This window comes from Burkholderia cenocepacia (assembly GCF_014211915.1).
GTDB lineage: Bacteria > Pseudomonadota > Gammaproteobacteria > Burkholderiales > Burkholderiaceae > Burkholderia > Burkholderia orbicola.
In genome coordinates this window covers 2,079,551-2,103,970 of sequence record NZ_CP060039.1, presented here as the reverse complement: position 1 = coordinate 2,103,970, position 24,420 = coordinate 2,079,551, and the positions used below count along the sequence as shown (strand labels likewise).

19 protein-coding genes and 1 pseudogene are annotated in these 24,420 nt (G+C 68.0%); 4 read left to right on the top strand and 16 right to left on the bottom strand.

The annotated features are described in order from the left end of the window. Positions 1 to 349: 349 nt before the first annotated feature. Positions 350 to 1,588, top strand: a complete 1,239-nt coding sequence (locus SY91_RS09945) for an MFS transporter (protein WP_053524010.1) — start codon at positions 350 to 352, stop codon at positions 1,586 to 1,588. Positions 1,589 to 1,660: 72 nt separating this feature from the next. Here the strand turns inward: SY91_RS09945 and SY91_RS09940 are convergent, their stop codons facing one another. Further along, positions 1,661 to 2,458: a 5'-methylthioadenosine/adenosylhomocysteine nucleosidase gene (locus SY91_RS09940; RefSeq protein WP_124477975.1), complete on the bottom strand. Its 798-nt coding sequence runs from the start codon at positions 2,456 to 2,458 to the stop codon at positions 1,661 to 1,663. Further along, positions 2,455 to 4,818, bottom strand: coding sequence for a UvrD-helicase domain-containing protein (locus SY91_RS09935; protein WP_124477974.1), 2,364 nt, complete (start codon positions 4,816 to 4,818; stop codon positions 2,455 to 2,457). Before SY91_RS09935 ends, SY91_RS09940 begins: the two co-directional genes overlap by 4 nt. A 235-nt stretch (positions 4,819 to 5,053) precedes the next feature. Between SY91_RS09935 and SY91_RS09930 the strand changes: the two genes are divergently transcribed. Together SY91_RS09930 and galU are read left to right on the top strand one after the other, a co-directional pair. Then, the gene (locus tag SY91_RS09930) at positions 5,054 to 7,921 is read left to right on the top strand and encodes a valine--tRNA ligase (protein ID WP_185920888.1); all 2,868 of its coding nucleotides are present in this window, start codon (positions 5,054 to 5,056) and stop codon (positions 7,919 to 7,921) included. Positions 7,922 to 8,008: 87 nt separating this feature from the next. Next, on the top strand, positions 8,009 to 8,893 hold the full coding sequence (gene galU / locus SY91_RS09925) for a UTP--glucose-1-phosphate uridylyltransferase GalU (protein ID WP_006476218.1): 885 nt from the start codon (positions 8,009 to 8,011) through the stop codon (positions 8,891 to 8,893). A gap of 52 nt (positions 8,894 to 8,945) precedes the next feature. On the opposite strand, the gene SY91_RS09920 is transcribed toward galU, so the two are convergent. From SY91_RS09920 to SY91_RS09890, 8 genes and pseudogenes are all read right to left on the bottom strand, one after another. Further along, on the bottom strand, positions 8,946 to 9,560 hold the full coding sequence (locus SY91_RS09920) for a DUF4136 domain-containing protein (protein ID WP_011545219.1): 615 nt from the start codon (positions 9,558 to 9,560) through the stop codon (positions 8,946 to 8,948). Between the two features lie 37 nt (positions 9,561 to 9,597). Further along, on the bottom strand, positions 9,598 to 9,972 hold the full coding sequence (locus tag SY91_RS35570; RefSeq protein WP_409557529.1) for a sensor histidine kinase: 375 nt from the start codon (positions 9,970 to 9,972) through the stop codon (positions 9,598 to 9,600). A 1,152-nt stretch (positions 9,973 to 11,124) separates the two neighbouring features. After that, positions 11,125 to 11,984 (bottom strand): annotated as a pseudogene (locus tag SY91_RS35565) (CHASE2 domain-containing protein); the annotation flags it as partial. Between the two features lie 10 nt (positions 11,985 to 11,994). Then, positions 11,995 to 13,356 carry a FecR domain-containing protein gene (locus SY91_RS09910; protein WP_124477971.1) on the bottom strand — a complete coding sequence of 454 codons (1,362 nt, stop codon included), beginning with the start codon at positions 13,354 to 13,356 and terminating at the stop codon, positions 11,995 to 11,997. Continuing rightward, on the bottom strand, positions 13,353 to 14,057 hold the full coding sequence (locus SY91_RS09905; protein WP_006490421.1) for a response regulator transcription factor: 705 nt from the start codon (positions 14,055 to 14,057) through the stop codon (positions 13,353 to 13,355). The genes SY91_RS09910 and SY91_RS09905 overlap by 4 nt, the downstream gene beginning before the upstream one ends. Before the next feature lie 266 nt (positions 14,058 to 14,323). After that, positions 14,324 to 14,758, bottom strand: coding sequence for a hypothetical protein (locus SY91_RS09900; protein ID WP_011545215.1), 435 nt, complete (start codon positions 14,756 to 14,758; stop codon positions 14,324 to 14,326). 284 nt (positions 14,759 to 15,042) lie between these two features. Beyond that, positions 15,043 to 15,270, bottom strand: a complete 228-nt coding sequence (locus tag SY91_RS09895; RefSeq protein ID WP_006402122.1) for a sulfurtransferase TusA family protein — start codon at positions 15,268 to 15,270, stop codon at positions 15,043 to 15,045. Between the two features lie 123 nt (positions 15,271 to 15,393). Further along, on the bottom strand, positions 15,394 to 16,329 hold the full coding sequence (locus tag SY91_RS09890; protein WP_011545214.1) for a LysR family transcriptional regulator: 936 nt from the start codon (positions 16,327 to 16,329) through the stop codon (positions 15,394 to 15,396). A 109-nt stretch (positions 16,330 to 16,438) separates the two neighbouring features. Here SY91_RS09890 and SY91_RS09885 point away from each other — a divergent pair, with 109 nt between their 5' ends. Then, on the top strand, positions 16,439 to 17,959 hold the full coding sequence (locus SY91_RS09885) for a CoA-acylating methylmalonate-semialdehyde dehydrogenase (protein WP_185920887.1): 1,521 nt from the start codon (positions 16,439 to 16,441) through the stop codon (positions 17,957 to 17,959). A gap of 57 nt (positions 17,960 to 18,016) precedes the next feature. Here the strand turns inward: SY91_RS09885 and SY91_RS09880 are convergent, their stop codons facing one another. The 6 genes from SY91_RS09880 to SY91_RS09855 form a co-directional block, all read right to left on the bottom strand. Continuing rightward, a complete protein-coding gene (locus tag SY91_RS09880) occupies positions 18,017 to 18,901 on the bottom strand; it encodes a MurR/RpiR family transcriptional regulator (protein ID WP_077180236.1) in 885 nt (294 codons plus the stop codon). Positions 18,902 to 19,183: 282 nt separating this feature from the next. Continuing rightward, a complete protein-coding gene (locus tag SY91_RS09875; protein WP_011545211.1) occupies positions 19,184 to 20,356 on the bottom strand; it encodes a Gfo/Idh/MocA family protein in 1,173 nt (390 codons plus the stop codon). A 32-nt stretch (positions 20,357 to 20,388) separates the two neighbouring features. Continuing rightward, positions 20,389 to 21,315 (bottom strand): TIM barrel protein, encoded by a 927-nt coding sequence (locus tag SY91_RS09870; RefSeq protein WP_185920886.1) that lies wholly within the window; start codon positions 21,313 to 21,315, stop codon positions 20,389 to 20,391. Positions 21,316 to 21,344: 29 nt separating this feature from the next. Continuing rightward, the gene (locus SY91_RS09865; protein WP_185920885.1) at positions 21,345 to 22,358 is read right to left on the bottom strand and encodes a Gfo/Idh/MocA family protein; all 1,014 of its coding nucleotides are present in this window, start codon (positions 22,356 to 22,358) and stop codon (positions 21,345 to 21,347) included. Positions 22,359 to 22,428: 70 nt separating this feature from the next. Next, on the bottom strand, positions 22,429 to 23,340 hold the full coding sequence (locus tag SY91_RS09860) for a sugar phosphate isomerase/epimerase family protein (RefSeq protein ID WP_185920884.1): 912 nt from the start codon (positions 23,338 to 23,340) through the stop codon (positions 22,429 to 22,431). Positions 23,341 to 23,383: 43 nt separating this feature from the next. Beyond that, positions 23,384 to 24,409, bottom strand: a complete 1,026-nt coding sequence (locus SY91_RS09855) for an ABC transporter permease (protein WP_006476229.1) — start codon at positions 24,407 to 24,409, stop codon at positions 23,384 to 23,386. Between the last annotated feature and the right edge of the window lie 11 nt (positions 24,410 to 24,420).

Sequence of the window (24,420 nt, the reverse complement as noted above, 5' to 3'; positions counted from 1 at the left end):
ATGGCAGGCCATGCCGCGCGTCCTGCGCCCGCCCGGCGGGTAGCCGGTGCGGGGCGCGGCGCGCCTGTTGTCATTGGGTCGTTCTACGGCCGCCACCGCCGTTTCTTGAGTCCGGAAAAACACGCACCGGGCCCCGGCGCGGCCCGCCTGAAGGACGGACGCGCCGCCAGCGTTATACCCGTCCAAAAAAGGACGCACCGGCCGATCCGTCACACGAATGTCCGATTCGCGATAAAACTTGGCCTGACATTCTCGATACGCCACATTACACTTCTTTGACGCATCAACGAATCGACAACGCGCCGATCCCCAACAGAGCGCGCCAGCCACCTCAACTCGATCAGCTCACATGGAAACCAGCCTCGACTCCGGAGCCGCCGGCGCAGCCGCCGCCCAGCCGTCCGCACCGCCCGTCGCCCGCACCATCTACCCGGTGCTCGGCGCGATCAGCTTCTCGCACATGCTCAACGACATGATCCAGTCGTTGATCCTCGCGATCTATCCGATGCTCAAGAGCCAGTTCGCGCTGTCGTTCGCGCAGATCGGCCTGATCACGCTCACTTACCAGATCACCGCGTCGCTGCTGCAGCCGCTCGTGGGCCTCTATACCGACAAGCATCCGAAGCCGTATTCGCTGCCGGTCGGCATGGGCTTCACGCTCGCGGGGCTGCTGCTGATGTCGGTCGCGCCGAATTTCCCGATGCTGCTGGTGGCCGCCGCGCTCGTCGGCTGCGGCTCGTCGGTGTTCCATCCCGAATCGTCGCGGGTCGCGCGGATGGCGTCGGGCGGCCGGCACGGGCTCGCGCAGTCGGTGTTCCAGGTGGGCGGCAATGCCGGCTCCGCGCTCGGGCCGCTGCTCGCCGCGCTCGTGATCATTCCGCACGGCCAGCACAGCATCGCGTGGTTCTCGGCTGCCGCGCTCGTTGCGATGATCGTGCTCACGCAGATCGGCCACTGGTACAAGAAGCATCCGTCGATGAAGAAGAAGGCCGCGTCGGCCGGCCACCCGACGCTGTCGCGTGGCCGCGTGATGGCCGCGATCGGCGTGCTGGTGCTGCTCGTGTTCTCGAAGTACTTCTACCTCGCGAGCATCAACAGCTATTTCACGTTCTACCTGATCGACAAGTTCCACCTGTCGGTGCAGGCCGCGCAGATCCACCTGTTCGTGTTCCTCGCGGCGGTGGCGGCCGGCACGCTGATCGGCGGGCCCGTCGGCGACCGGATCGGCCGCAAGTACGTGATCTGGGTGTCGATCCTGGGCGTCGCGCCGTTCACGATGCTGCTGCCGTACGCGAACCTGTTCTGGACGAGCGTGCTGACCGTGATCATCGGCGTCGTGCTGGCGTCGGCGTTCGCCGCGATCCTCGTCTATGCGACCGAGCTGATGCCCGGCAAGGTCGGGATGGTCGCGGGCCTGTTCTTCGGCTTCGCGTTCGGCCTGGGCGGCGTCGGCGCGGCCGTGCTCGGCCAGCTCGCCGATGCGACGAGCATCCCGTTCGTCTACAAGGTGTGCTCGTTCCTGCCGCTGATCGGCGTGCTGACGGTGTTCCTGCCGAACCTCGAAAGCAGCCGGCGCAAAAAGGCGTGACGAACGACCGGCCGCGGCGTGCACGCTGCGGCCGGTCGTCTGGTTCGAATGGGGAATTGTTCGACGGCGGCTTCAGGCCGCCGTCGTCGCATGCAGCGTCAGGAAGCGCTTGAGGATGCCGGACGAATAGCTGCTCGCGATCGCCGACAGGAAGTGCGAGAACGACTGCGTCGCGTGATCGTCGGCCGTATCGGAGATCGTGCGCACGAGCGCGAACGGCACGTCGTGCTCCGCGCACACCTGCGCGATCGCCGCGCCTTCCATCTCGACCGCGAGCGCGTCCGGCAGCGCGTCGCGCAGCGCGACGACCTCCTGCTCGCTCGACACGAACCGGTCACCGCTGATGACGAGCCCCGCGTGCAGCGCCGCGCCGGCGAGCCCGAAGCGCTCGGCGAACCGAGCGCCCTCCTCCTCGACGAACAGCGTGCACGCGGCCCGCAAGCGGGCCGTCAGCGCCGCGTCGGTCGCGAAGCGCGTGATGCCGAGCAAGGGCACCTCGTAACGCGGAAAGAGCGGCGACGCGTCGAGATCGTGCTGCAGCAGCGTATCGGCCACGACGACGTCACCAACCCGCACCGTGCGCGACACGCCGCCCGCGACGCCGGTGAACACCACGCCCGACACGCCGAACACGTGGATCAGCGCGCTGACCGTCGCGGCGGCCGCGACCTTGCCGACCCGCGCGAGCGTGACGACGCAGGCCGCGCCGTGCACGGTGCCGACGTGATAATCGCGGCGGCCGAGCGTGACCGTCTTCATCGCGCCGTCGGCGCGCATCGCGGCGATCAGGTCGCCGAGTTCCTCGGGCAGCGCGGCCAGAATGCCGAGCGGACGGGCGGCAGGCGTCACGACCACGTCGACGTCCATCATTCCACCGCCTGCAGTTTCGCGACCGCGAGCGCGAGCCATTTCTCGCCGTGGCGCTTGAACTTCACCTGCGCCTTCGCATCGGTGCCGTTGCCTTCGAGCGCGGTGACCGTGCCTTCGCCGAACTTGGTGTGGAAGACCTGCTGGCCGACCCGGAAGCCGGCGTCGGCCGCGCGCTGCTTGTCCGCGAACGCGGGCAGCGGCGCGGACACGGCCGCATCGACGATCTGCTCGCGACTGCCGCCGCCCGGCCGCGCGAACCAGTCGCGCCCGTACCCGGCGTTGTCCGAACGCCCGCCCCAGCGCGACCCGGCCTCGACCTTCGGCGTGAGCCACTTCAGCACGTGCTCCGGCAGTTCGTCGAAGAAGCGCGAGCGCACGTTGTAGCGGGTCTGGCCGTGCAGCATCCGGCTTTGCGCGAACGACAGGTAGAGCCGCTCCTTCGCGCGCGTGATCGCGACGTACATCAGCCGGCGCTCTTCCTCGAGGCCGTCCGATTCGAGCACGCTGTTCTCGTGCGGGAACAACCCCTCCTCGAGGCCCGTGATGAACACGGCCGAGAACTCGAGCCCCTTCGCCGCGTGCACCGTCATCAGCTGCACGGCGTCCTGGCCGGCCTGCGCCTGATTGTCGCCGGCCTCCAGCGACGCGTGCGACAGGAAGCCGGCGAGCGGCGTCATCGTGTCGGGGTTCTGTGACGGGTCGGCGGGCGACGCCGGGTCGAGCACCTCGACCGCCGGATCGTCGGTTGCGGTGCCGAGCTCGGGCGCTGCGATCGCGCCCGCGCGCAGCGGGATCGAGCGGGCCGGCGTGTCGAGCCCGTAGCCTTCCTCGGCGATGAACGCGGTGGCCGCGTTCACGAGCTCCTGCAGGTTTTCGAGGCGATCCTGGCCTTCGCGCTCGCCCTGGTAGAAATCGGCGAGGCCGCTCGCGCGCACGATGTGTTCGACGGTGTCGGGCAGGTTCATGTGCTGCGTGTCGGCACGCATCTTCGCGATCAGGTTCGCGAACCCGCCGAGGCTCGTGCCGGCCTTGCCGGTCACGTACGGAATCGCGGCGGCCATCGAGCAGCCGTACAGGCGCGCGGCGTCGGCCAGTTGCTCGATCGAGCGCGCGCCGATGCCGCGGGTCGGGAAGTTCACGACGCGCGCGAATGCCGTGTCGTCGTTCGGGTTGTCGATCAGGCGCAGGTACGCGAGCGCGTGCTTCACTTCCTGTCGCTCGAAAAAGCGCAGGCCGCCGTACACGCGGTATGGAATGCCCGACGACATCAGCGTGTGCTCGATCGAGCGCGATTGCGCGTTGCTACGGTACAGGACGGCCACTTCGCTGCGCGCCATCCCGGTATTGATCAGCGAACGGATCTCCTCGACGATCCAGCCGGCTTCCTGCGAATCGGTGCTGGCTTCGTACACGCGCACCGGCTCGCCGTGGCCAGCATCGGTACGCAGGTTCTTGCCGAGGCGGTGCGCGTTGTTCGAGATCAGCTGGTTCGCCGCGTCGAGGATGTTGCCGTGCGAACGGTAGTTCTGCTCGAGCTTGATCAGGTTGCGCACGCGGAATTCGTCTTCGAAATCGCGCATGTTGCCGACGTTCGCGCCGCGGAACGCATAGATCGACTGGTCGTCGTCGCCGACCGCGAAGATCGCGTTCTCGCCGCCCGCGAGCATCTTGAGCCACGCGTACTGCAGCTTGTTGGTGTCCTGGAACTCGTCGACGAGGATGTGCCGGAAGCGCGCCTGGTAGTGCGCGCGCAGCGGCGCGTTGTACGCGAGCAGCTCGTAGCAGCGCAGCAGCAGCTCGGGGAAATCGACGACGCCTTCGCGCTGGCACTGCTGGTCGTACGCCTGGTACAGCTCGACGAACTTGCGGTTGAAGTTGTCGGTCGCGTCGACCTTGTCCGGGCGCAGCCCCTGCTCCTTCGCGTTGTTGATGAAGTACTGGACGTTCTTCGGCGGGTACTTTTCGTCGTCGACGTTCGCCGCCTTCATCAACCGCTTGATCGCGGACAGCTGGTCGGCCGTGTCGAGGATCTGGAAGGTCTGCGGCAGGCCGGCGTCGCGCCAGTGCGTACGCAGCATCCGGTTGCACAGGCCGTGGAACGTGCCGATCCACATCCCGCGCGTGTCGATCGGCATCATCGCCGACAGGCGCGCCATCATCTCGCGCGCGGCCTTGTTCGTGAAGGTGACGGCGAGCACGGTGGGCGGCGACGCATAGCCCTGCTGGATCAGCCACGCGATGCGCGTGATCAGCACGCGGGTCTTGCCGCTGCCCGCCCCTGCGAGGATCAGCGCCGGTTCGTTCGGCAACGTGACGGCGGCGAGTTGTTCGGGGTTCAGATTGGCGAGCAGATCGGGCATGGAGCGGCAGCTGACGGGCGAGAAAAATGCGGACCCGACATTATAAGTCGGCCGCGCGATGCCGTTTCCGATCCGTTCGGTCGCACGCTGCCTGCATGTTGCGAGCGGATTGCGGACACGTTTCGGCCGCGTCCCGACAGGCCCGCGCCGGCAAGGCGATGGCTGGCCGATGGGCATCCATTTATAATTGTCAGATTCGGCATCCAATTCACGCATTTTTCGGCAGATTTCCAACATGAGCGACAACACGCTTGCGAAGAGCTTCGAGCCCCATACCATCGAGTCCCAATGGGGGCCGGAGTGGGAAAAACGCGGCTATGCCGCCCCGGCATTCGATCCGGCCCGCCCCGATTTCGCGATCCAGTTGCCGCCGCCGAACGTGACGGGCACGCTGCACATGGGCCACGCGTTCAACCAGACGATCATGGACGGCCTCGCCCGCTATCACCGGATGCTCGGCGAGAACACGCTGTGGGTGCCCGGCACCGACCACGCGGGGATCGCCACGCAGATCGTGGTCGAGCGCCAGCTCGACGCGCAGGGCGTGTCGCGCCACGACCTCGGCCGCGAGAAGTTCGTCGAGCGCGTGTGGGAGTGGAAGCAGCAGTCCGGCTCGACGATCACCGGCCAGGTGCGCCGCCTCGGCGCGTCGACCGACTGGTCGCGCGAATACTTCACGATGGACGACAAGATGTCGGCCGCCGTGCGCGACGTGTTCGTCACGCTGTATGAACAGGGCCTGATCTATCGCGGCAAGCGCCTCGTCAACTGGGATCCGGTGCTGATGACCGCCGTGTCGGATCTCGAAGTCGTCAGCGAGGAAGAAAACGGCCACCTGTGGCACATCCGCTACCCGCTCGTCGACGGCTCGGGCTCGCTGACGGTCGCCACCACGCGTCCCGAGACGATGCTCGGCGACGTCGCGCTGATGGTTCACCCGGAAGACGAGCGCTACGCGCACCTGATCGGCAAGCTCGTCACGCTGCCGCTGACGGGCCGCGAGATCCCGGTGATCGCCGACGACTACGTCGACCGCGAGTTCGGCACCGGCGTCGTGAAGGTCACGCCCGCGCACGACTTCAACGACTATCAGGTCGGCCTGCGCCACAAGCTCGCGCCGATCGAGATCCTGACGCTCGACGCGAAGATCAACGACAACGGCCCCGAGCAGTATCGCGGCCTCGACCGCTTCGACGCGCGCAAGGCGATCGTGGCCGACCTCGACGCGCAGGGCTTCCTCGACTCGGTGAAGCCGCACAAGCTGATGGTGCCGCGCGGCGACCGCACGGGCGTCGTGATCGAACCGATGCTGACCGACCAGTGGTTCGTCGCGATGACGAAGCCGGCGCCGGAAGGCACGTTCAACCCGGGCAAGTCGATCACCGAAACGTCGCTCGACGTCGTGCGCAGCGGCCAGATCAGGTTCGTGCCGGAAAACTGGACGACCACCTACTACCAGTGGCTCGAGAACATCCAGGACTGGTGCATCTCGCGCCAGCTGTGGTGGGGTCACCAGATTCCCGCATGGTACGGCGAGAACGGCGAGGTGTTCGTCGCGCGCGACGAGGAAGAAGCGCGTGCGCAGGCCGCGGCGAAGGGTTATGCAGGCGCGCTCAAGCGCGACGAGGACGTGCTCGACACGTGGTTCTCGTCGGCACTCGTGCCGTTCTCGTCGCTCGGCTGGCCCAACGAAACGCCTGAGCTGCAGCACTTCCTGCCGTCGTCGGTGCTCGTCACCGGCTTCGACATCATCTTCTTCTGGGTCGCCCGGATGGTGATGATGACGACGCACTTCACCGGCAAGGTGCCGTTCCATACCGTCTACGTGCACGGCCTCGTGCGCGACGCGGAAGGCCAGAAGATGTCGAAGAGCAAGGGCAACACGCTCGACCCGATCGACATCGTCGACGGCATCGACCTCGACACGCTGGTCGCGAAGCGCACGACGGGCCTGATGAACCCGAAGCAGGCCGCGACCATCGAGAAGAAGACGCGCAAGGAATTCCCGGACGGCATCCCCGCGTTCGGCACCGACGCGCTGCGCTTCACGATGGCGTCGATGGCGACGCTCGGCCGCAACGTGAACTTCGACCTCGCGCGCTGCGAAGGCTATCGCAACTTCTGCAACAAGCTGTGGAACGCGACGCGCTTCGTGCTGATGAACTGCGAAGGCCACGACTGCGGCAACGACAAGCCGGAAGTGTGCGGCGCGGGCGACTGCGGCCCCGGCGGCTACCTCGACTTCTCGGCGGCCGACCGCTGGATCGTGTCGCTCTTGCAGCGCACCGAAGCCGACATCGCGAAGGGTTTCGCCGATTACCGCTTCGACAACATCGCGAGCAGCATCTACAAGTTCGTGTGGGACGAGTACTGCGACTGGTATCTCGAACTCGCGAAGGTGCAGATCCAGAACGGCACGCCGGAACAGCAGCGCGCCACCCGCCGCACGCTGCTGCGCGTGCTGGAAACGGTGCTGCGCCTCGCGCACCCGGTCATCCCGTTCATCACCGAAGCGCTCTGGCAGAAGGTCGCGCCGCTCGCCGGCCGCTATCCGCAGGGCAAGGCCGACGGCGAGGCGTCGCTGATGACGCAGGCGTACCCGGTCGCGAACCTGCAGAAGCTCGACGAGGCATCCGAGCAGTGGGCGGCAGACCTGAAGGCGATCGTCGACGCGTGCCGCAACCTGCGCGGCGAGATGAACCTGTCGCCCGCGACCAAGGTGCCGCTGCTGGCGGCCGGCGACGCCGAGCGCCTGCGCTCGTTCGCGCCGTACGTCCAGGCGCTCGCGCGCCTGTCGGAAGTGCAGATCCTCGCGGACGAAGCCGCGCTCGACCAGCAAGCGCACGGCGCGCCGATCGCGATCGTCGGCCCGAACAAGCTGGTGCTGAAGGTGGAAATCGACGTCGCGGCCGAGCGCGAGCGCCTGTCGAAGGAAATCACGCGCCTGACGGGCGAGATCGCGAAGTGCAACGCGAAGCTCGGCAACGAGGCTTTCGTTGCGAAAGCACCGCCGGCCGTGGTCGAACAGGAGCAGAAACGCGTCGCGGAATTCCAGAGCATGCTCGAAAAACTGCGTGCGCAGCTCGATCGGTTGCCTGCGTAACAAACGGTAAGGTCATTTGCGTTCACTATAATGCGAACGTGAACATAGACCGTCTGACAAGTCGATTACAGGAATAAAGGTTCGATCATGTTGAAAGTCACCAAGGCGGTATTCCCCGTTGCCGGTCTCGGCACGCGGTTCCTCCCGGCAACGAAGGCGAGCCCGAAGGAAATGCTGCCGGTCGTCGACAAGCCGCTGATCCAGTACGCGGTCGAGGAAGCGATCGCGGCCGGCATTACCGAGATGATCTTCGTCACCGGGCGCAGCAAGCGCGCGATCGAGGACCACTTCGACAAGTCGTACGAGGTCGAGGCCGAACTCGAGGCGCGCGGCAAGGAAAAGCTGCTCGAACTCGTGCGCAGCATCAAGCCGAGCCATGTCGACTGCTTCTACGTGCGCCAGCCGGAAGCGCTCGGCCTCGGCCATGCGGTGCTGTGCGCGGAAAAGCTCGTCGCCGACAACCCGTTCGCGGTGATCCTCGCGGACGATCTGCTCGACGGCAACCCGCCGGTGATGAAGCAGATGGTCGACGTGTTCGACCACTATCACAGCTCGGTGATCGGCGTCGAAGAGATCCCGCCGTCGGAGACGAAGTCGTACGGGATCGTCGACGGCAAGGAATGGGAAGAGTCGATCGTCAAGATGTCGGCGATCGTCGAGAAGCCGGCGCCGGAAGTCGCGCCGTCGAACCTCGGCGTGGTCGGCCGCTACGTGCTGAAGCCGCGGATCTTCGATCACCTGCGCGCGCTGAAGCCGGGCGCGGGCGGCGAACTGCAGCTCACCGATGCGATCCAGGCGCTGCTCGCCGACGAGCAGGTGCTGGCCTACAAGTACCAGGGCACGCGCTACGACTGCGGCAGCAAGCTCGGCTACCTGAAGGCGACGGTCGAATTCGCGCTGCGCCACCCGGAAGTCGGTGCGGAATTCGAGACGTACCTGCGCACCCGCGACGGCGCCCAACCGACCGTCTGAACGCGGCAAGGGCGCGCTCCGGCGCGCCCGCCCTCACCTCACGGCCGCCGCTTCAGCGCGCGTCGGCCGGCTTCACGGAGACGACGCCCGGCATGCCGCCCGCGTCGTCTTTTTTCGTCTTGACCAGCCAGCCGCTGCCGTCGCCGAACGGCACCTTCGCCAGCGCGCTCTTCACGAGCGCCGGCGCGGCCTGCTGCGTACCGGGATCGCGATCGCGCAGCGACGCCGACACGCGATAGACGTCGGCGCCCGATTTCGCATCGACGAAGCGCAGCGTCAGCACGTGACGGTACACGCGGCCCATGAACGGCAGCGCGAACGGCGCGGGCCCGTCGACCGTCACGCACGCGCTGCTCGCCGCGCCGCACCGCTCGGCGCTCGCCGCGACCGCCGCCGGCTGCGTCGCGTACGCGATCGACAGCCGGTAACGCGCGTCCTTGAGCGGCTGCGCATCGAAGCCGCGACGCGCGAGCTCGTCGCGCACGAGCGTCTCGATCTGCCGGTATTCGGCGTCGTCCGCCTGTGCGGCCGTCCGCGCGAAGTCGTAGCCGTGCGCACCGGATGCAAACGCATTCGGCTGCCCGACCGCACTCACGCCGCTCGTCACGCCGGCGCAACCCGTCAACAGCGACGCCGCCAGCGCGGTCGCTGCCCATTGCTTTCTCATGACTTTCCCCAAATGCCTGCCGTCGCGCCCGGCCCTGTCAGGCGGACGGCTCGTCGATCGCGGGCAGCGACACCGTCACCGCGGTGCCGACACCCACTTCGCTGTCGACCGACACGCTGCCCCCATGGCGCGTGACGACCGTCTTCACGAACGCCATGCCGAGCCCGGAACCCGAGATTTCGGGCCGCTCGCCGGCATGGAATCGCTTGAAACGCTCGAACAGATGCCGCTGATCTTCCGGCGCAATGCCGTACCCCTGATCGCGAATCGTACAGAACATCCGCTTCGATGCGTGCTCGACCGTCAGCGTACACGTGATCACCGTGTCGGACGGACTGTATTTGACCGCATTGTTCAGCAGGTTCACGAAGGCGCGCGTGATCAGCGAGCGGTCCGCGCGCACCCAACACATGTCGGTGCCCACGCCGGTCTCCACGCGGATGTGCTTCGCCTGCGCCTGCGGCCACACCTCGTCGCTCGCGTCGATCAGCACGTCGACGAGGCTCGTCACCTCGAGCTGGTACGCCTGCGACTCGGCGCGCGCCAGTTGCACGAACTCGTCGGCGAGCGACAGCGCGCGGTGCGCATAGCGCTCGATTCGCGCGAGCAGCCCGCGCATCGCGTCGCTTTCGACGCGGTCGCGCTCGATCTCGACCAGTGCGAGGATCGACGACTGCGGCGAACGCATGTCGTGCGACAGCCGGTGCAGCGCTTCCTCGCGCTGCCGCTCGGCCGCGTGCAGCTCGGTCACGTCGACGAGGCCGGCAATCCAGCCGGTCACGCGCCCTTGCGCGTTCGTACATGCCGCGTAGCGTAGCAGATGGTCGAGCCCGTCGCGATCGCGCACCTCGATGCCGCGCGCCATCGCGTCGTGCTCGGCCTCGAGCGTCGGGTCGAGCACGGCCGGCCAGTGCTCGCGGATCGCCGCGTCGTGCTCGGCGTTGCCGTCGACGGTCTTCATGAACGTCAGCTCGCCGAGCGCGGTGCGCAGCGGCCGCCCTTCCGGCAGCGGCAGCGCGAGCCGCGACCCGTAGCGTTTCGCCGCATGGTTGGCGATCAGCACGGTGCCGGCGAGGTCGGTCACGAAGATCGGCTCGGGCATGCTGTCGAGGCTGTCCCACACGAAGCGCTTCATGTCCTGCACACGCTGTGCGGCCTGCGCCATCAGCGCCATCTGCCGCTCCAGCACGTCGCCGCCGACGCTGCGCGTGCGCGGCGCCTCGGGCAGCAGGTGCGGCTCGTCGGCGAGCTTCTGCAGCTCGCGGCGCAGGTACGACATCGTCATTTCCAGCCGCCGCCAATTCCAGATCGGGTAGACGGCGATCAGCCCGAAGATCGCGGGCGCCGGCGTCAGCCAGATGCGTGCCTCGAACAGCAGCGCCAGGCTCGCGACGACGGCGAGCGCGGCGAGGCTCAGCGTCAGCAGCAACGCACGCCACGGCGACAGCATCAGGAAGCCGCCCAGCAACACGGCGAGCGGCAGCAGCGACGCGACGAACAGCCCCAAGGGCGACGCGGGCGAGATCGCACTGCCGGTCGCCAGCATGTCGAGCACGTTGGCATGGATATACACGCCGGCGAGCGGGCCGAACTCGCCGGACACCGGCGTCGCGAAGCGATCGTACAGCCCGGACGCCGTCACGCCGACGACGACGATCTTGCCGCGCAACGCGTCGGGTTTCACGCGCCCTTCGAGCACGTCGTCGAACGACAGCGTCGGATACGCGGGCGTATTGCGGCTGAACGGAATCAGGTAGCGGCCCTCGCCCGCCGCATCACGCGACAGGTCGTGCGCGTCCGCGCCGGGCACGCCGCCGACCGGATGCAGCCGGCCGGCCTGGATCGCGCGATAGACGGGCACCATCAGTTGCGGCCAGCGCACGCGGCCGTCGCTTTCGAACAGCGCGACGCTGCGCACGATGCCGTCGCGATCGACTTCGAGATTGATATGGCCCAGCCCCGTCGCGCGCGCGGCAAGCGCGGCGACCGGCGGATCGACGGAGCGCGTGCCGTCCGCCTGCTCGGGCTCAACAGCACGGGCAGGAAGGTCGGCACGCGGCTCATCGCGTCCGCGAACGCACGATCCTCCGACGATGGTTCGGTAAACAGCACGTCGTAGACGACCGCGGCCGGCTGCGCGCGCGCAAGCGTGTCGAGCAGCCGCGCATGCACGTCGCGCGGCCACGGCCAGCGGCCGAGCGCGGATACGCTCTGGTTGTCGATGTCGACGACGACCACGTCGGGCGACAGCGGCAGGCTGCGCAGCATCAGCAGCCGGTCGTAGATCAGCCCGTCGACGCTCGACGACAGGCGGCCGAGCGCGCACACGAGAATCACCGCGATCCCGAGGCAGCCGATCGCGATCCATTCGATCAGGAAGCGGCGGCCGAGGTGCCGCCGCGGAGAAACGGAGTCGGGTTTCATGCGCCGCGGATCAGCGCGACAACGTGAACGCGCTGACCGGACTGGTCTTCTCGTAGAACTTGCCGCCTTCGAATTCCTCGACGGTCACGGCCCAGAAATAGTCGCCCGGCGGCAGGTGCGCGACGGTGATCTGGCGCGCGTGCAGGCCGACCTGGTCGACGACCGGCGCGCTCAGGTCCTTCGAGCGCGACAGCACGAACCGGTAACGCGCATTCTTGCCCGAGCCGTTCGGCGACCAGCGGAACTCGTAACCGCCCGCGCCCTGCGACGCGCTCGCGTCGAGCCCCATCACGCGGCGTTCGAACGCATAGGTGCGCGGCAGCCCCTCGAGGCCGTTCGCATCGATCGCGGCGATCCGCACGAAGTAGTTGCCGTTCGGCACGTCGCGGAACACCGCGCGCGGCGAATCGGTGCGCGTTTCGCGGAACAGGTCGAGCAGCCCCGCATCGTGCGCGAGCTGCACGCGATACGCTTGCGCCTGCGCGAGCGGCGTGACGTCGAATGCGACGTCGGGCTCGTCCTGCACCTTGTCGGGATGCGTAAGCGCGGGGGCGCCCAGCAGCTGGACGGGCGCGCCGACCGCGCCAGACGACGTCGCGACGCTGCCGAAGTTCGCATGCACGAGCGTCGCGTCGGCCGGCTGCCGGCCGCCCGCGACGCCGACGGTGCCGTCGAGCACTTCGACACGCGTCGTCGCAGTGCCGGCCGCGTCGTAGTTCACGCGAAAGCGCGTGCCGCGCACGCCGGCCACGACCGACGGCGAGCGGATCTGGAAGCGGTCGTCGCGTTTCTTCAGGTGGGTGACTTCGCTGTCGACCGAGCCGCGCGTGAGTTCGAACTCGCGATCGAGCGTGCCGGTCAGCACCGTGCGGCGCAGCGACTTCAGGTCGAGCTGGCTGTCGGGCGGCAGGCTCATGTGCGTGCCGTCGGCCAGCTCGATCGTCACGAAGCCGTTCGGGCCGGTGCGCACGCGATCGCCTTCGGCGAGCGTCGCATCGTTCGCGAGCGGCGCGAAAGCCGCGCCGGACGCACGCTCGGCCGTGCCCTGCACCGCGATCACGCGCGCGGTGAGCTTTTCCTTGCGCAGGCGCGCGACCGGCAGCTTCAGCGCGATGCCGGGCTGCAGGCGCTTCGGCGCCGGCACGCCGTTGATCTGCTGGAGCAGTTGCCAGTCGTCCGCGCCCTGCAGATAGCGCGCGGCGACGTCGTACAGCGTGTCGCCGGCCTGCGTGCGATAGACGACCGTCTTGCCCGCGGCGGCGGGCGGCTGCGCCGCGGCCTGCTGCGCGGCGAACGCCAACGCGACCGCGCAGGCCGCGCGCAGCGCCGCCGTGCGCAGGTTCACCGTGCGCTGCGTGATTCGCGTCGTCACTCCGGTTCCCCCTGGCCGACCCGTTCGAGCCGGTAGCCGTACCCGTAGATCGGCGCGAGACGGTAGCCGTTCTCGGGCCGCAGGCCGAGCTTCGTGCGCAGCATCGAAATGTGCGTATCCATCGTGCGCGACGGAATGTCGGTCGCCTGCTTCCACACGAGGTCGAGAATGTGCGCGCGCGACAGCGGCCGGTCCAGATGCTGGAACAGCAACAGCGCGAGCTCGAATTCCTTTTGCGTGAGGCTCACGGCCTTGTCGCCGACGTACGCCTGCTTCAGGTTCACGTCGAAACGGAACTGATCGAATTCGCGGACGGTCGCCTCGGCGTTGACCGGATACGCGCGGCGCAGCAGCGAACCGATGCGCGCGCGCAGGATCGGGCCGGACACCGGCTTGACCACGTAATCGTCGGCGCCGGCGTTGAGGATCTGCGTGATCCCCGCCTCGTCGTCGCGGCTCGTCATGAAGATGATCGGCAGGCTGTGCTCGGTCTGGTTGGCGCGCACCCACTTGAGCACTTCCTCGCCGGACATGTCGGGCACGTTCCAGTCGAGCACCAGCAGATCGAACGTCTCGCGCTGCAGGCGCTTCTTCAGGGCCTTGCCTTCCTTGAACGCATAGCACGTATGGCCAACGGCCGTCAGCGTTTGACTGACGAAATCCGTCTGGGCCGGATCGTCATCCAGTACAGCAATTCTCATAGCACCCCGCAAATCGAAGTCGATTCGTCCATTCGGCTCCCGCGCCTGCCCCGGCCGCGCAACCTGCGCGCGGCGGCGGATACCGGCCAGCGAGCCGTCGTTCGCCGCTCGCGCCACCTGCGCAAACCGGCGAGCCCGGCTAAATATCTCAAAAACGGGGCACGGACGAACCGGCGATTTCATCATAGTAGTATGAAATTCGCCAAGAAATTGCGCGGACTATCGCCCTTTCTTCGAATAATCCTTTCTGTTGCGCAACCGGACGCCTAATCGGCGCCCGCGATGCCGGCCACCGGCTCGGCAAAATCGTCGGTCGGCATCCGTGGCGACGGCGGCTCCGACAGCGGCGGTTGCGCCAGCATCCGCTGCAGCTGGCCGCGCACGCGCTCCCACGCATGGGCCGCGTAGTCGGGCTGGCCCGCCGCCCATGCCTGCGCCAGATCGAACACGCGTTCGATCGTTGCGCCACAGTAGGTCGGGCCCGAGCCGTCGTCCCGCGCGGCGTCGCGCAGCCGTTCGTCGAGCCACTCGGCCAGCCACGGCATTTCGGCCGCGGCCGAATCCGCGTACGCCTCCAGCGCGGCACGCGCGTGGCGGTCCTGCTGCGGATCGAGCTCGATCCGGCTCAATTCCGAGGTGCGCACGGGCGCGATGCTTTCCGCTCCGGACGGACTTCGAAGGGTCCCTGGTCTGAAGGACATGTCCTCTCCCCGTTGTACGACGGTAGCGTCAGGCATGGCCCCCGAGCCCGCCGTGCGACGTACCGTGGCCGGCGCCTCCGCTGGGAGCGGACGACCGGCCGGGTCAGTATACGCAGCCGGTCACGCAATGAGGTTTAAGAATTGTCAGAGAGGGACGCCCGGTTAGGGACGCCCGGTTAGGGGCGACCGGCTTCGGGCAACCGGCTTGGGGCGGTCGGCCAGGCGCGACTGCCGAGGCGCGGCCGGCCGGGAGCCCGGCACCGCGGGACGCGCGATGCGTGCCTTCAGCGGCGACGCATCAGGAACACGAAGGTCTTGTCCTGCGTCGTCGATTCGACGATCTCGTTGCCCGTCTGCTTCGCGAACGCGGCGAAATCGCGCTGCGAGCCCGGATCGGTCGCGAGCACCTTGAGGATCTGCCCGCTCTCCATATCGGCAAGCGCTTTCTTGGCACGCAGGATCGGCAACGGGCAATTGAGCCCGCGCGCGTCCACTTCCTTGTGAATCTGCATCGGCTGTCGACCTTCGAATGACGCGCCACACACGGCGCGGGAGGAAGCCGCGATTTTACCGCAGCGCCGCCGCGCCTGCCCGGCCGTCCACGGCCCCGCGCCCGCCGGCAGCCGGCAGCCGGCTCACGCGCCGGAGAAGCCGCCCGCGAGCCGCTCGCGCAAGTGGCGCACCAGCGCGCGCACCGCGCTCGGCACGACCGGGCTGTACGGACGAATCGCGAAAATGTGATCGCCGAACGCGCCCGACGGCCGCCAGCCGTCGAGCAGCGCGACGAGCCGGCCGGCGTCGAGATCGCGCCGCGCGCTGAAATCGGGCAGCAGCGCGATGCCGAGCCCGCCGAGCGCGGCCTCGCGCATCGCCTCGCTGTTGTTCGCCGCGAAACTGCCGCGCACCGGCACGCTCACGCGCTGGCGCCGGCGGCCGTCCGGCTCGAAGCTCCACGCGGCCGGCTCGTTGTCGCGCAGGTAGCACAGGCAGCTGTGATCGACGAGTTCGCTCGGGTGGCGCGGCGCGCCGCGCGCGTCGAGATAGTCGCGGCTCGCGACCAGCAGCGAACGCGTGTCGCACAGCTTCCACGCGACGTGGGTCTGCGGCGCTGTGGTCGTATGGCGGATCGCGAGGTCGAAGCCCTCCTGCGTCAGCGAATGCAGGCGGTCCGACAGATCGAGCTCGATCTGCACGCCCGGATGCTGGCGCAGGAAATCGGGCAGGTGCGGCACGACCTGCTGGCGCCCGAGCGCGACCGGCACCGTGACGCGCAGCAGCCCGCGCGGCTCGCCGGCGAGATCCTTCACCCGCGCGAAATGCTGGCCGATCGACTCGAACGCGTCGCGCGTGCTGTCGACCAGCGTCTGGCCCGCATCGGTGAGCCGCACGCTGCGCGTGGTGCGGCGCACGAGCGGCACGCCGGCCGCCTTTTCGAGATCGGCGATGCGCTGGCTCATCGCGGCCTTGCTGATGCCGAGCCGCTGCGCGGCAGCCGTGAAACTGCCCGCGGCGGCCAGCACCGTCAGCGAATGGATATGCGGCCAGAGCGCCTGGACATTTTGCTGATTCATCCACTGATTATTCAGAATTCTGAACAGTGAATCAAGTTTCGCGGCCTTCTCCCGCCCTGCCGGTTTCCCTAGACTAGGCGCTGTTGCCCCTCATCCCCAGGAGACACGCATGACCACGGTTCCCGCCTATACGTCCGACGCCGACGTCGGCCACTACCTCGACGGCGCACCCGTCGCCGGCCGCAGCGGCCGCTTCCAGGACGTCTTCAATCCGGCGCTCGGTCGCGCGGTGCGGCGCGTCGCGCTGGCCGGCAACGACGAAGTCGAACGGGCCGTCGCGTCGGCCCACGCGGCGTTCCCGGCCTGGGCCGACACGCCGCCGATCCGCCGCGCGCGTGTGCTGCACCGCTTCCTGCAGCTGATGAACGAGCACCGCGACACGCTGGCGGCGATCATCACGGCCGAGCACGGCAAGGTGTTCTCCGACGCGCAGGGCGAAGTCGCGCGCGGCATCGACATCATCGAATTCGCGTGCGGCGTGCCGCAACTGCTGAAGGGCGACTTCACCGACCAGGTCAGCACCGGCATCGACAACTGGACGATGCGCCAGCCGCTCGGCGTCGTCGCGGGCATCACGCCGTTCAACTTCCCGTGCATGGTGCCGTGCTGGATGTTCCCGGTCGCGCTCGCGACGGGCAACACGTTCGTGCTGAAGCCGAGCGAGCGCGACCCGTCGGCCGCGCTGTTCATCGCCGACCTGCTCACGCAGGCCGGCCTGCCCGCCGGCGTGTTCAACGTCGTGCAGGGCGACAAGGGCGCGGTCGATGCCCTTCTCGATCACCCGGACGTGCAGGCCGTCAGCTTCGTCGGCTCGACGCCGATCGCCGCCTACGTGCAGCAGCGCGCGGTGCAGTCGGGCAAGCGCGTGCAGGCGCTCGGCGGCGCGAAGAACCACCTCGTCGTGATGCCCGACGCGAACCTCGACCAGGCGGTCGACGCGCTGATCGGCGCCGCGTACGGCTCGGCCGGCGAGCGCTGCATGGCGATCAGCATCGCGGTGCTGGTCGGCGACGTGGCCGACAGGATCGTGCCGGCCGTGGCCGAACGCGCGCGCACGCTGGTGATCGGCGACGGGATGTCGCCGGAAGTCGAGATGGGGCCGATCGTCACCGGCGAAGCGCTCAAGCGCATCGAAGGCTATATCGAGCAAGGCGTGAACGAAGGCGCGCAACTGGTGGTCGACGGCCGCGGGCTGCGCGTGCCGGGCCGCGAGGCCGGCTTCTTCACCGGTGGCACACTGTTCGACCACGTGACCCCCGACATGCGGATCTACAAGGAAGAGATCTTCGGGCCGGTGCTCGGCTGCGTGCGCGTGAAGGATTTCGGCGAAGCGGTCGACCTGATCAACGCGCACGAGTTCGGCAACGGCGTGTCGTGCTTCACGAGCGACGGCGGCATCGCGCGCGAATTCGCGCGGCGCATCCAGGTCGGCATGGTCGGCATCAACGTGCCGATTCCGGTGCCGATGGCGTGGCACGGCTTCGGCGGCTGGAAGAAGAGCCTGTTCGGCGACATGCACGCGTACGGCGAGGAAGGCGTGCGCTTCTACACGCGCCAGAAGTCGGTGATGCAGCGCTGGTCGGCGAGCATCGGCAAGGGCGCCGAATTCGCGATGCCGACCGCGAAGTAAGCCGGCCGGTGCGCCCTCCGCCGATCCATTCGGCGGGCGGCGCACCGGCAGTCGCGATCAACCGGCCTTCGTGCCGTGTGCGCCGTCGGCGGTCGGCAGGTACGACAGCTCGAGCCGGTACGCGAGCGCGACGAACAGGCTCTGCGCAAGGCCCATCGTGGCCGTCAGCGCGCGAAAGCCGAACGTCGCGCTGTCCTGCACCATCAGCGTCACTTCCGCCTCCCGCGCAAGCGGGCTCATCCGGCTGTCGGTAATCGCGATCAAGCGTGCGCCGCGCTGCGCGGCCTGCTGCGCGACCTGCACGGTCTCGTCCGCATACGGCATGAACGAGATCGCGATCATCACGTCGCCCTCGCGCACCGAGCGGATCTGGCCGAGATGCATGCTGCCGAGCGCGTCGAACAGCCCGATGCGCTTGTCGGTGTGCTGCAGCGCATAGTCGAGATACACGGCGATCGGAAACGCACGCCGCGACCCGGCGATCCAGATCGCCTGCGTATCGGCGAGCAGGTCGACGGCCTGCGCGAGTGCCTGCGAATCGAGCGTCTGCCGCAACTGCTGCATCCCGGCAATGCTGCCCTTGATGAATTCGTCGGCGATCTGTTCGGGCTGCAGGCTCGACGAGCCGGCTTCGATCACGTCGCGCAGCCGCAGGTTGTACGCACGCCCCGGCGCGATCTGCTGCGCGAGCCCCTCGCGGAACAACCGCTGCATCTCGGAGAAACCGGAGAAGCCGAAGTGCTTCGCGAAGCGCACGACGGCCGACGGCTGGACGCCGCAGGCTTCCGCGAGCGACTGGATGCCTTCCAGCCCAAGCTGGTCCCGATGCGTTTCCACGTGGCGCGCGATCACCTTCAGGCGATTGCTGAGGCCGTCGTACTCCTGCGTCAGGTGCTGCAGGAACGCCTCGACGGTGGCGGGAGGTTTCTCGGATGAGCTCATCGGATAGCGCGAAGTTGACGGCCCCGATGCGCGCGCGCGGCTGGCCGGCGCGGCCCGGGGCTCGACTGGATACATGCATGAAGGGCGAATTTAATCACGTTTGCGGCACGACCCGCGCCGCCGGCTCGCTCCCACGCGCTCGGTCATCACTTGCACACGCTCCACGGCAAGACTGGAAACGATTGTCCAACGCGCTCGCGGCGTCGTAAAGATCAGGGTGTGTACCAAGGCCGGCTGCCGCGACAATCGCGACGAAGCGCCGCGCAGCCGGCCTTATCCAGTTCAACGATAGTCGACCCACACGCCGCCCGCATCGGCCGAACGCACGCAATTCTCGACCCAGCGCACGCCCTCGACGCCCGCGTGGACGTCCGGAATGCGGATGGCCTTCACCGCCGCGGCGTCGCCGCGATCGGCCGCATCCATCGCGAGTGCGAAGCGCGCGTACAGGTTCGACCATGCCTCGAACAGCCCTTCCGGATGCCCGGCGCCGATGCGGTCTTCGCGCGTGGCGTTCGGATGCAGGTACGGCATCCCGCGATCGAGCACCTGCGCGGGCTGCCCCTGGATTTCGTAGCGCAACTGGTTCGGATGCTCGTCCCACCATTCGACGCTCGCCTTCGAGCCGATCACGCGCACCTTCTGCCCGTGCATCGAACCGGCGTTCACCGCGCTCGACCACACGTAGCCGATCGCGCCGGTGTCGTACTCCATGATCGTGAACGCGTTGTCCTCGAGCGGCGCGCGGCTCTTCACGAAGCTCTGCCGCGAACACATCAGCCGCCGGATCTTCAGTTCCGGCGCCATCACCTCGGAGATGTACAGCGGATGCGTGCCGATGTCGCCGAGCACGTAGCTCGGGCCGGCGAACTTCGGATCGACGCGCCAGCGCGCGGCCGCGCTCGCGGCCTCGACGCCTTCACTATGGAAGCCGTGCGCGAACTGCATCTGCACGATGCGGATCTCGCCGAGGTCGCCGCGCGCGATCATTTCGCGCGCCTGCTCGATCATCTGGTGTCCGGAATAGCCGTACGCGACGCCGACGATCCGGTTTTTCTCGACCGACAGGCGCTGCAGCGCCTCGGCCTCCTCGGTCGTGAAGCACAGCGGCTTCTCGCAGACCACGTGCAGCCCGGCGTTCAGCGCGGCACGGCAGATCTCGAAGTGCGTGTTGTTCGGCGTCGCGATCGACACCGCGCGGATGCCATCCGGGCGGCGCGCCTCGGCGTCGAACATCGTCGCGTAGTCGGGATAGCAGCGCTCGGCCGCGACGCCGAGCTTCACGCCGAACTGGCGGCCGCGCTCGGGATCGATGTCGAATGCGCCGGCAACCAGCTGGAAGCTGCCGTCGCGCAGCGCGGCCGACCGGTGGCTGTAGCCGATCTGGCTGCCGAGCCCGCCGCCGACCATGCCCCAGCGAATCGAATGGCCAAGCAGAATCTGTCCGTCAATCATGATGGTGGTGTTCCTGGTGCGTGTTCAGGGGATCATGCAAAACCGGCCGACGCGAGAAACGCGCGGCTCGCGGCGACGTCGCGCAGGCTCGTGCCGGCGTTGCGCGGGTCGCGCTCCTGTTCGATCGTGATGTAGCCAGCGTAGCCGATGTCGTCGAGCGCGCGGCGGATCGCCGGGTAGTCGAGCACGCCAGTGCCGATCGGGCACATCACGCCGCGCGCGCAGGCCGCGAAAAACGCGATGTGCTCGCCCATCACCGTGTCGTACACGGCCGCGTCGATATCCTTGAAATGCACGTAGTCCAGCCGTGCCGCATGGCGGCGCAACCACGTTTCCGGGTCCATGCCCGAGTAATGCAGGTGGCCGGTGTCGAGACACAGGCCCGCCGTGTCGGCCGGAATGTCGGCGACGATCCGGTCGATCTCGTCCGCGAACTCGATGTAGCCGCCCGCATGCGGATGGATCACCGCGCGCACGCCGAACTCGTCGCGCGCGATGGTGGCGATCTGCCGGATATGGTCGACCATCCGCGCCCAGCGCTCGTCGGACAGCCGCGGCGCGCGATCGCCGTGGCCGGCCGCGTAGTCGCGTTCCTCGTGGCCCCAGTCCATCACGACCAGGTATGGCGCCGCATAGCGCTGGCCGTCCTGCGTCGGCAACTTCGGCAGCCGCGTGATCAGCGCGCAGATGTCGCGCGTCTGGCGCAGCAGGTTCGGCAGGTTCTCCGGCGACACGAGATCGTCGAAGATCGTGCCGGCCGTGATGCTCAGGCGCTGGCGATCCAGCTCGGCGCTCACCACGTCGAGTTCGAGCGGGATGTAGCCGTACGGCCCGAGCTCGATGCCCGAGTAGCCGGCCTGCGCGGCCTCGGCAAGCACGTGCCGCCACGGCGGCAGGTGCGGGTTCTTCACGTCGTCGACGCCCCAGCAGCAGGGCGCGCAGCCAATCTTCATCGTCATGTCGGTCTCTCCGGCAGGTAAGCGACCGGTCAGCCGCGATAGAACGCGGGACGCTCGGCCATCGCGATCGCCTCGACCGCGCCGCTCTGCTGGGCCCGCACGCACGCGTCGGCCGCGACCGCCGCCGCGTAGCCGTCCCACGCGGACGGCCCGGTCAGCGCGCCCTGCCGCACGCCGTCGATGAACGCCTGCAGCTCGACGTCGTACGACGCGATGAAGCGCTCCTTCCAGTCGGTCATGATCTCGACCGACTGCCGCGCCGCATGCTTGAGCCCGACGGCCGGCGGATCGGGCAGCTTCGCGATGCCCTGCTCGCCGACGACCTCGCACTGGATGTCGTAGCCGTACTGGCAGTTCACGAAGATCTCGACGTCGATGCGCACGCCGCTCGCGGTTTCGAGCAGCACGATCTGCGGATCGGCGAGATGCGCGGATGCATGGCGCGTCTTCTTCGGATAGACGACCTGCGCGCTCGCATAGTCCTCGCCGAGCAGCCAGCGCAGCACGTCGAGCTCGTGGATCAGCGTGTCGGTGATCGCCATGTCGGTCGTGTAGCGCTCGCCGACCGACTGGTTGCGGTGCGCGCAATGCAGCATCAGCGGCGCGCCGATCTGGCCGCTGTCGATCACGCGCTTGAGCGCGCGATAGCCTTCGTCGTACGGCCGCATGAAGCCGACCTGCACGAGCCGCTTGCCGTGCGCGACTTCGGCTTCGACGATGCGCATGCAGCCTTCCGCCGTCACCGCGAGCGGCTTCTCGCAGAACACCGGCTTGCCGTGCGCGATCGCGTCGAGCACGAACGCTTCGTGCGTCGGCCCCCATGACGTGACGAGCACGGCCTGCACGTCGGCGGCCGCGACCACTTCGTGGCCGTCGCCGTAGATCTCGGCGTCGAGCCCGTACTTCGTCACCGCGTCGCGCGCCTGCTGCGGATCGATGTCGTTGACGGCCACGACGCGCGCGCCGGACAGCGTGCGCGTCAGTCTGCGAATGTGGTCCTGGCCGATCGCGCCGCAGCCGATCACGCCGATTTGCAAGGTCATGCAGTTCTCTCCAGTCGTTCGTTCATCAGCGGCGCGGCCCGTGCCGCGCCGGTCAGCAATCGGTCATCAGTCAGCGCGCGGTGCGATCGAAATGGCGATCGACGTAGCGCTGGATCGCGTCGCGCATGTAGCGCGACGACGCTTCCGCGCGGTCCTCCCACGCGAACACGCACGACGACATCACGCCGTCGAAGCCGGCGGCGCCGAGCGCGCGGAAAAACAGGTCCCAGTCGATCTCGCCCTGCCCGATGTCGAGATGCTGGTGCACGCGGATCTGGTTCGAGCCGGGCGGGTTCACGATGTAGCGCAGCTGGCTGCTCTTGCGGTGGTCGAACGTGTCGGCCACGCGCACGTGCGCGAGGATCGGCGCGGCCTGCGCGATCATCGCGGCCATGTCGTCGCCGTAGTAGAACGTGTGCGGCGCGATATACGACAGCTTCAACGACGGCGAACCGAGATTCGTGACGATGTCGATCGCCGGCTGCAACTGCTCGATCCAGTCCTCCGGATGCGGCTCGACCGACAGCACGATGCGTTCGCGCTCGAGGATCGGCAGCAGTTCGTCCATCGAGCGGAACCACGCGGCCTCGCACAGCTCCTTCGGGTTCGCGCCCGGCCGCTCGCCGACCGAGCGCTCGGGCGACGCGCCGCGCCCGAACTCCGACACCATCAGCGGGCACTCCATCTCGACTGCCACCTCGATCGCCTTCTTCCAGCAGCGCACCGCCCATTGGCGCTCGTCGTCGAACGGGCTCGCCCAGCGGTACATCGGCTGCAGCGACGCGAGGCCCACGCCGCTCGCGCGCATCGCCTGGCGGAATGCGGCCATGCGTTCGCGGGTCGCGCGCGGCATCACCCACCAGTCGAGAAAGTCGCTGCGCGGCGACAGCTCGATCTGGTCGTAGCCGAGCTCGGCCACCGCGTGCGGCAGCCGGTCGAGCGGCAGGTGGCGAATCATGTAGGGGTCCAGCGCGATCTTCATCGGGTGTCCTTTGCGAAGTCTGATTTCTGGATCACGCGTGCGCTCAACGACGCGACTTCTTGTTGCGGTACTGGTCGGCGATCACGGCCGCGACGATGATCGCGCCCTTGACCATCTCCTGGTAGTACGCGTCGATGCGGATGAACGTGAAGCCCGACGTCATCACGCCGAGGATCAGCACGCCGATCACGGTGCCCGTCACGCGGCCGAGGCCGCCCGACAGCGACGTGCCGCCGATCACGACGGCCGCGATCGCATCGAGCTCGTACATCACGCCCATGCCCGACTGGCCGGAGATCGCACGCGCGGCCGTCACGGTGCCGGCGATGCCGCTCAACAGGCCCGCGATCGCATAGACGAAGATCAGGTGCCGCGTGACGTTGATGCCCGACACGACGGCCGCGTGGCGGTTCGCGCCGATCGCATAGGTGTACTTGCCGAAGCGCGTGTAGCGCAGCACGACGTGGAAGATCGCGGCCACCACCAGGAAGATGATCACCGGATTCGCCCCTGCGCCGATCGCCGCGAACGGGTCGGTCAGCATCGACACCGGCATCCCGTTGGTGAACCACTTCGCGAAGCCGCGCGCGGCGACCATCGTGCCGAGCGTCGCGATGAACGGCGGGATGCCCGTCAGCGCGATCAGCGTGCCGTTCAGGAGGCCCACCAGCAGCCCGACGCACACGCCGGCCAGCACCGGCCAGATGACCGGTAGGTCGGTGAGGTGCGGAAACACCGCGCGCGGGAAGTCGGACACCTGCGCGAGGCTCGCCGACACGACGGCGGCCGCCGCGACGACCGACCCGGACGACAGGTCGATCCCGCTGGTGATGATCACGAGGTTCACGCCGACCGCGATGATGCCGATCACGGCCATCTGCAGCACGATGATCTCGAGCCGCTCGGCATTGAACAGGAAGCTCTGGCCGACGACGATCCAGCCGACGACCTCGAAGAACAGGCTGATGCCGACCAGCACCAGGAAGATGCTCAGTTCGGGCGGCCACTTCGCATGCCGCGACTTGAGTGTCATGGTCTGCGCATCCGCGACCGGGTTCAGGTTGCCCATTTCAGTTGTCT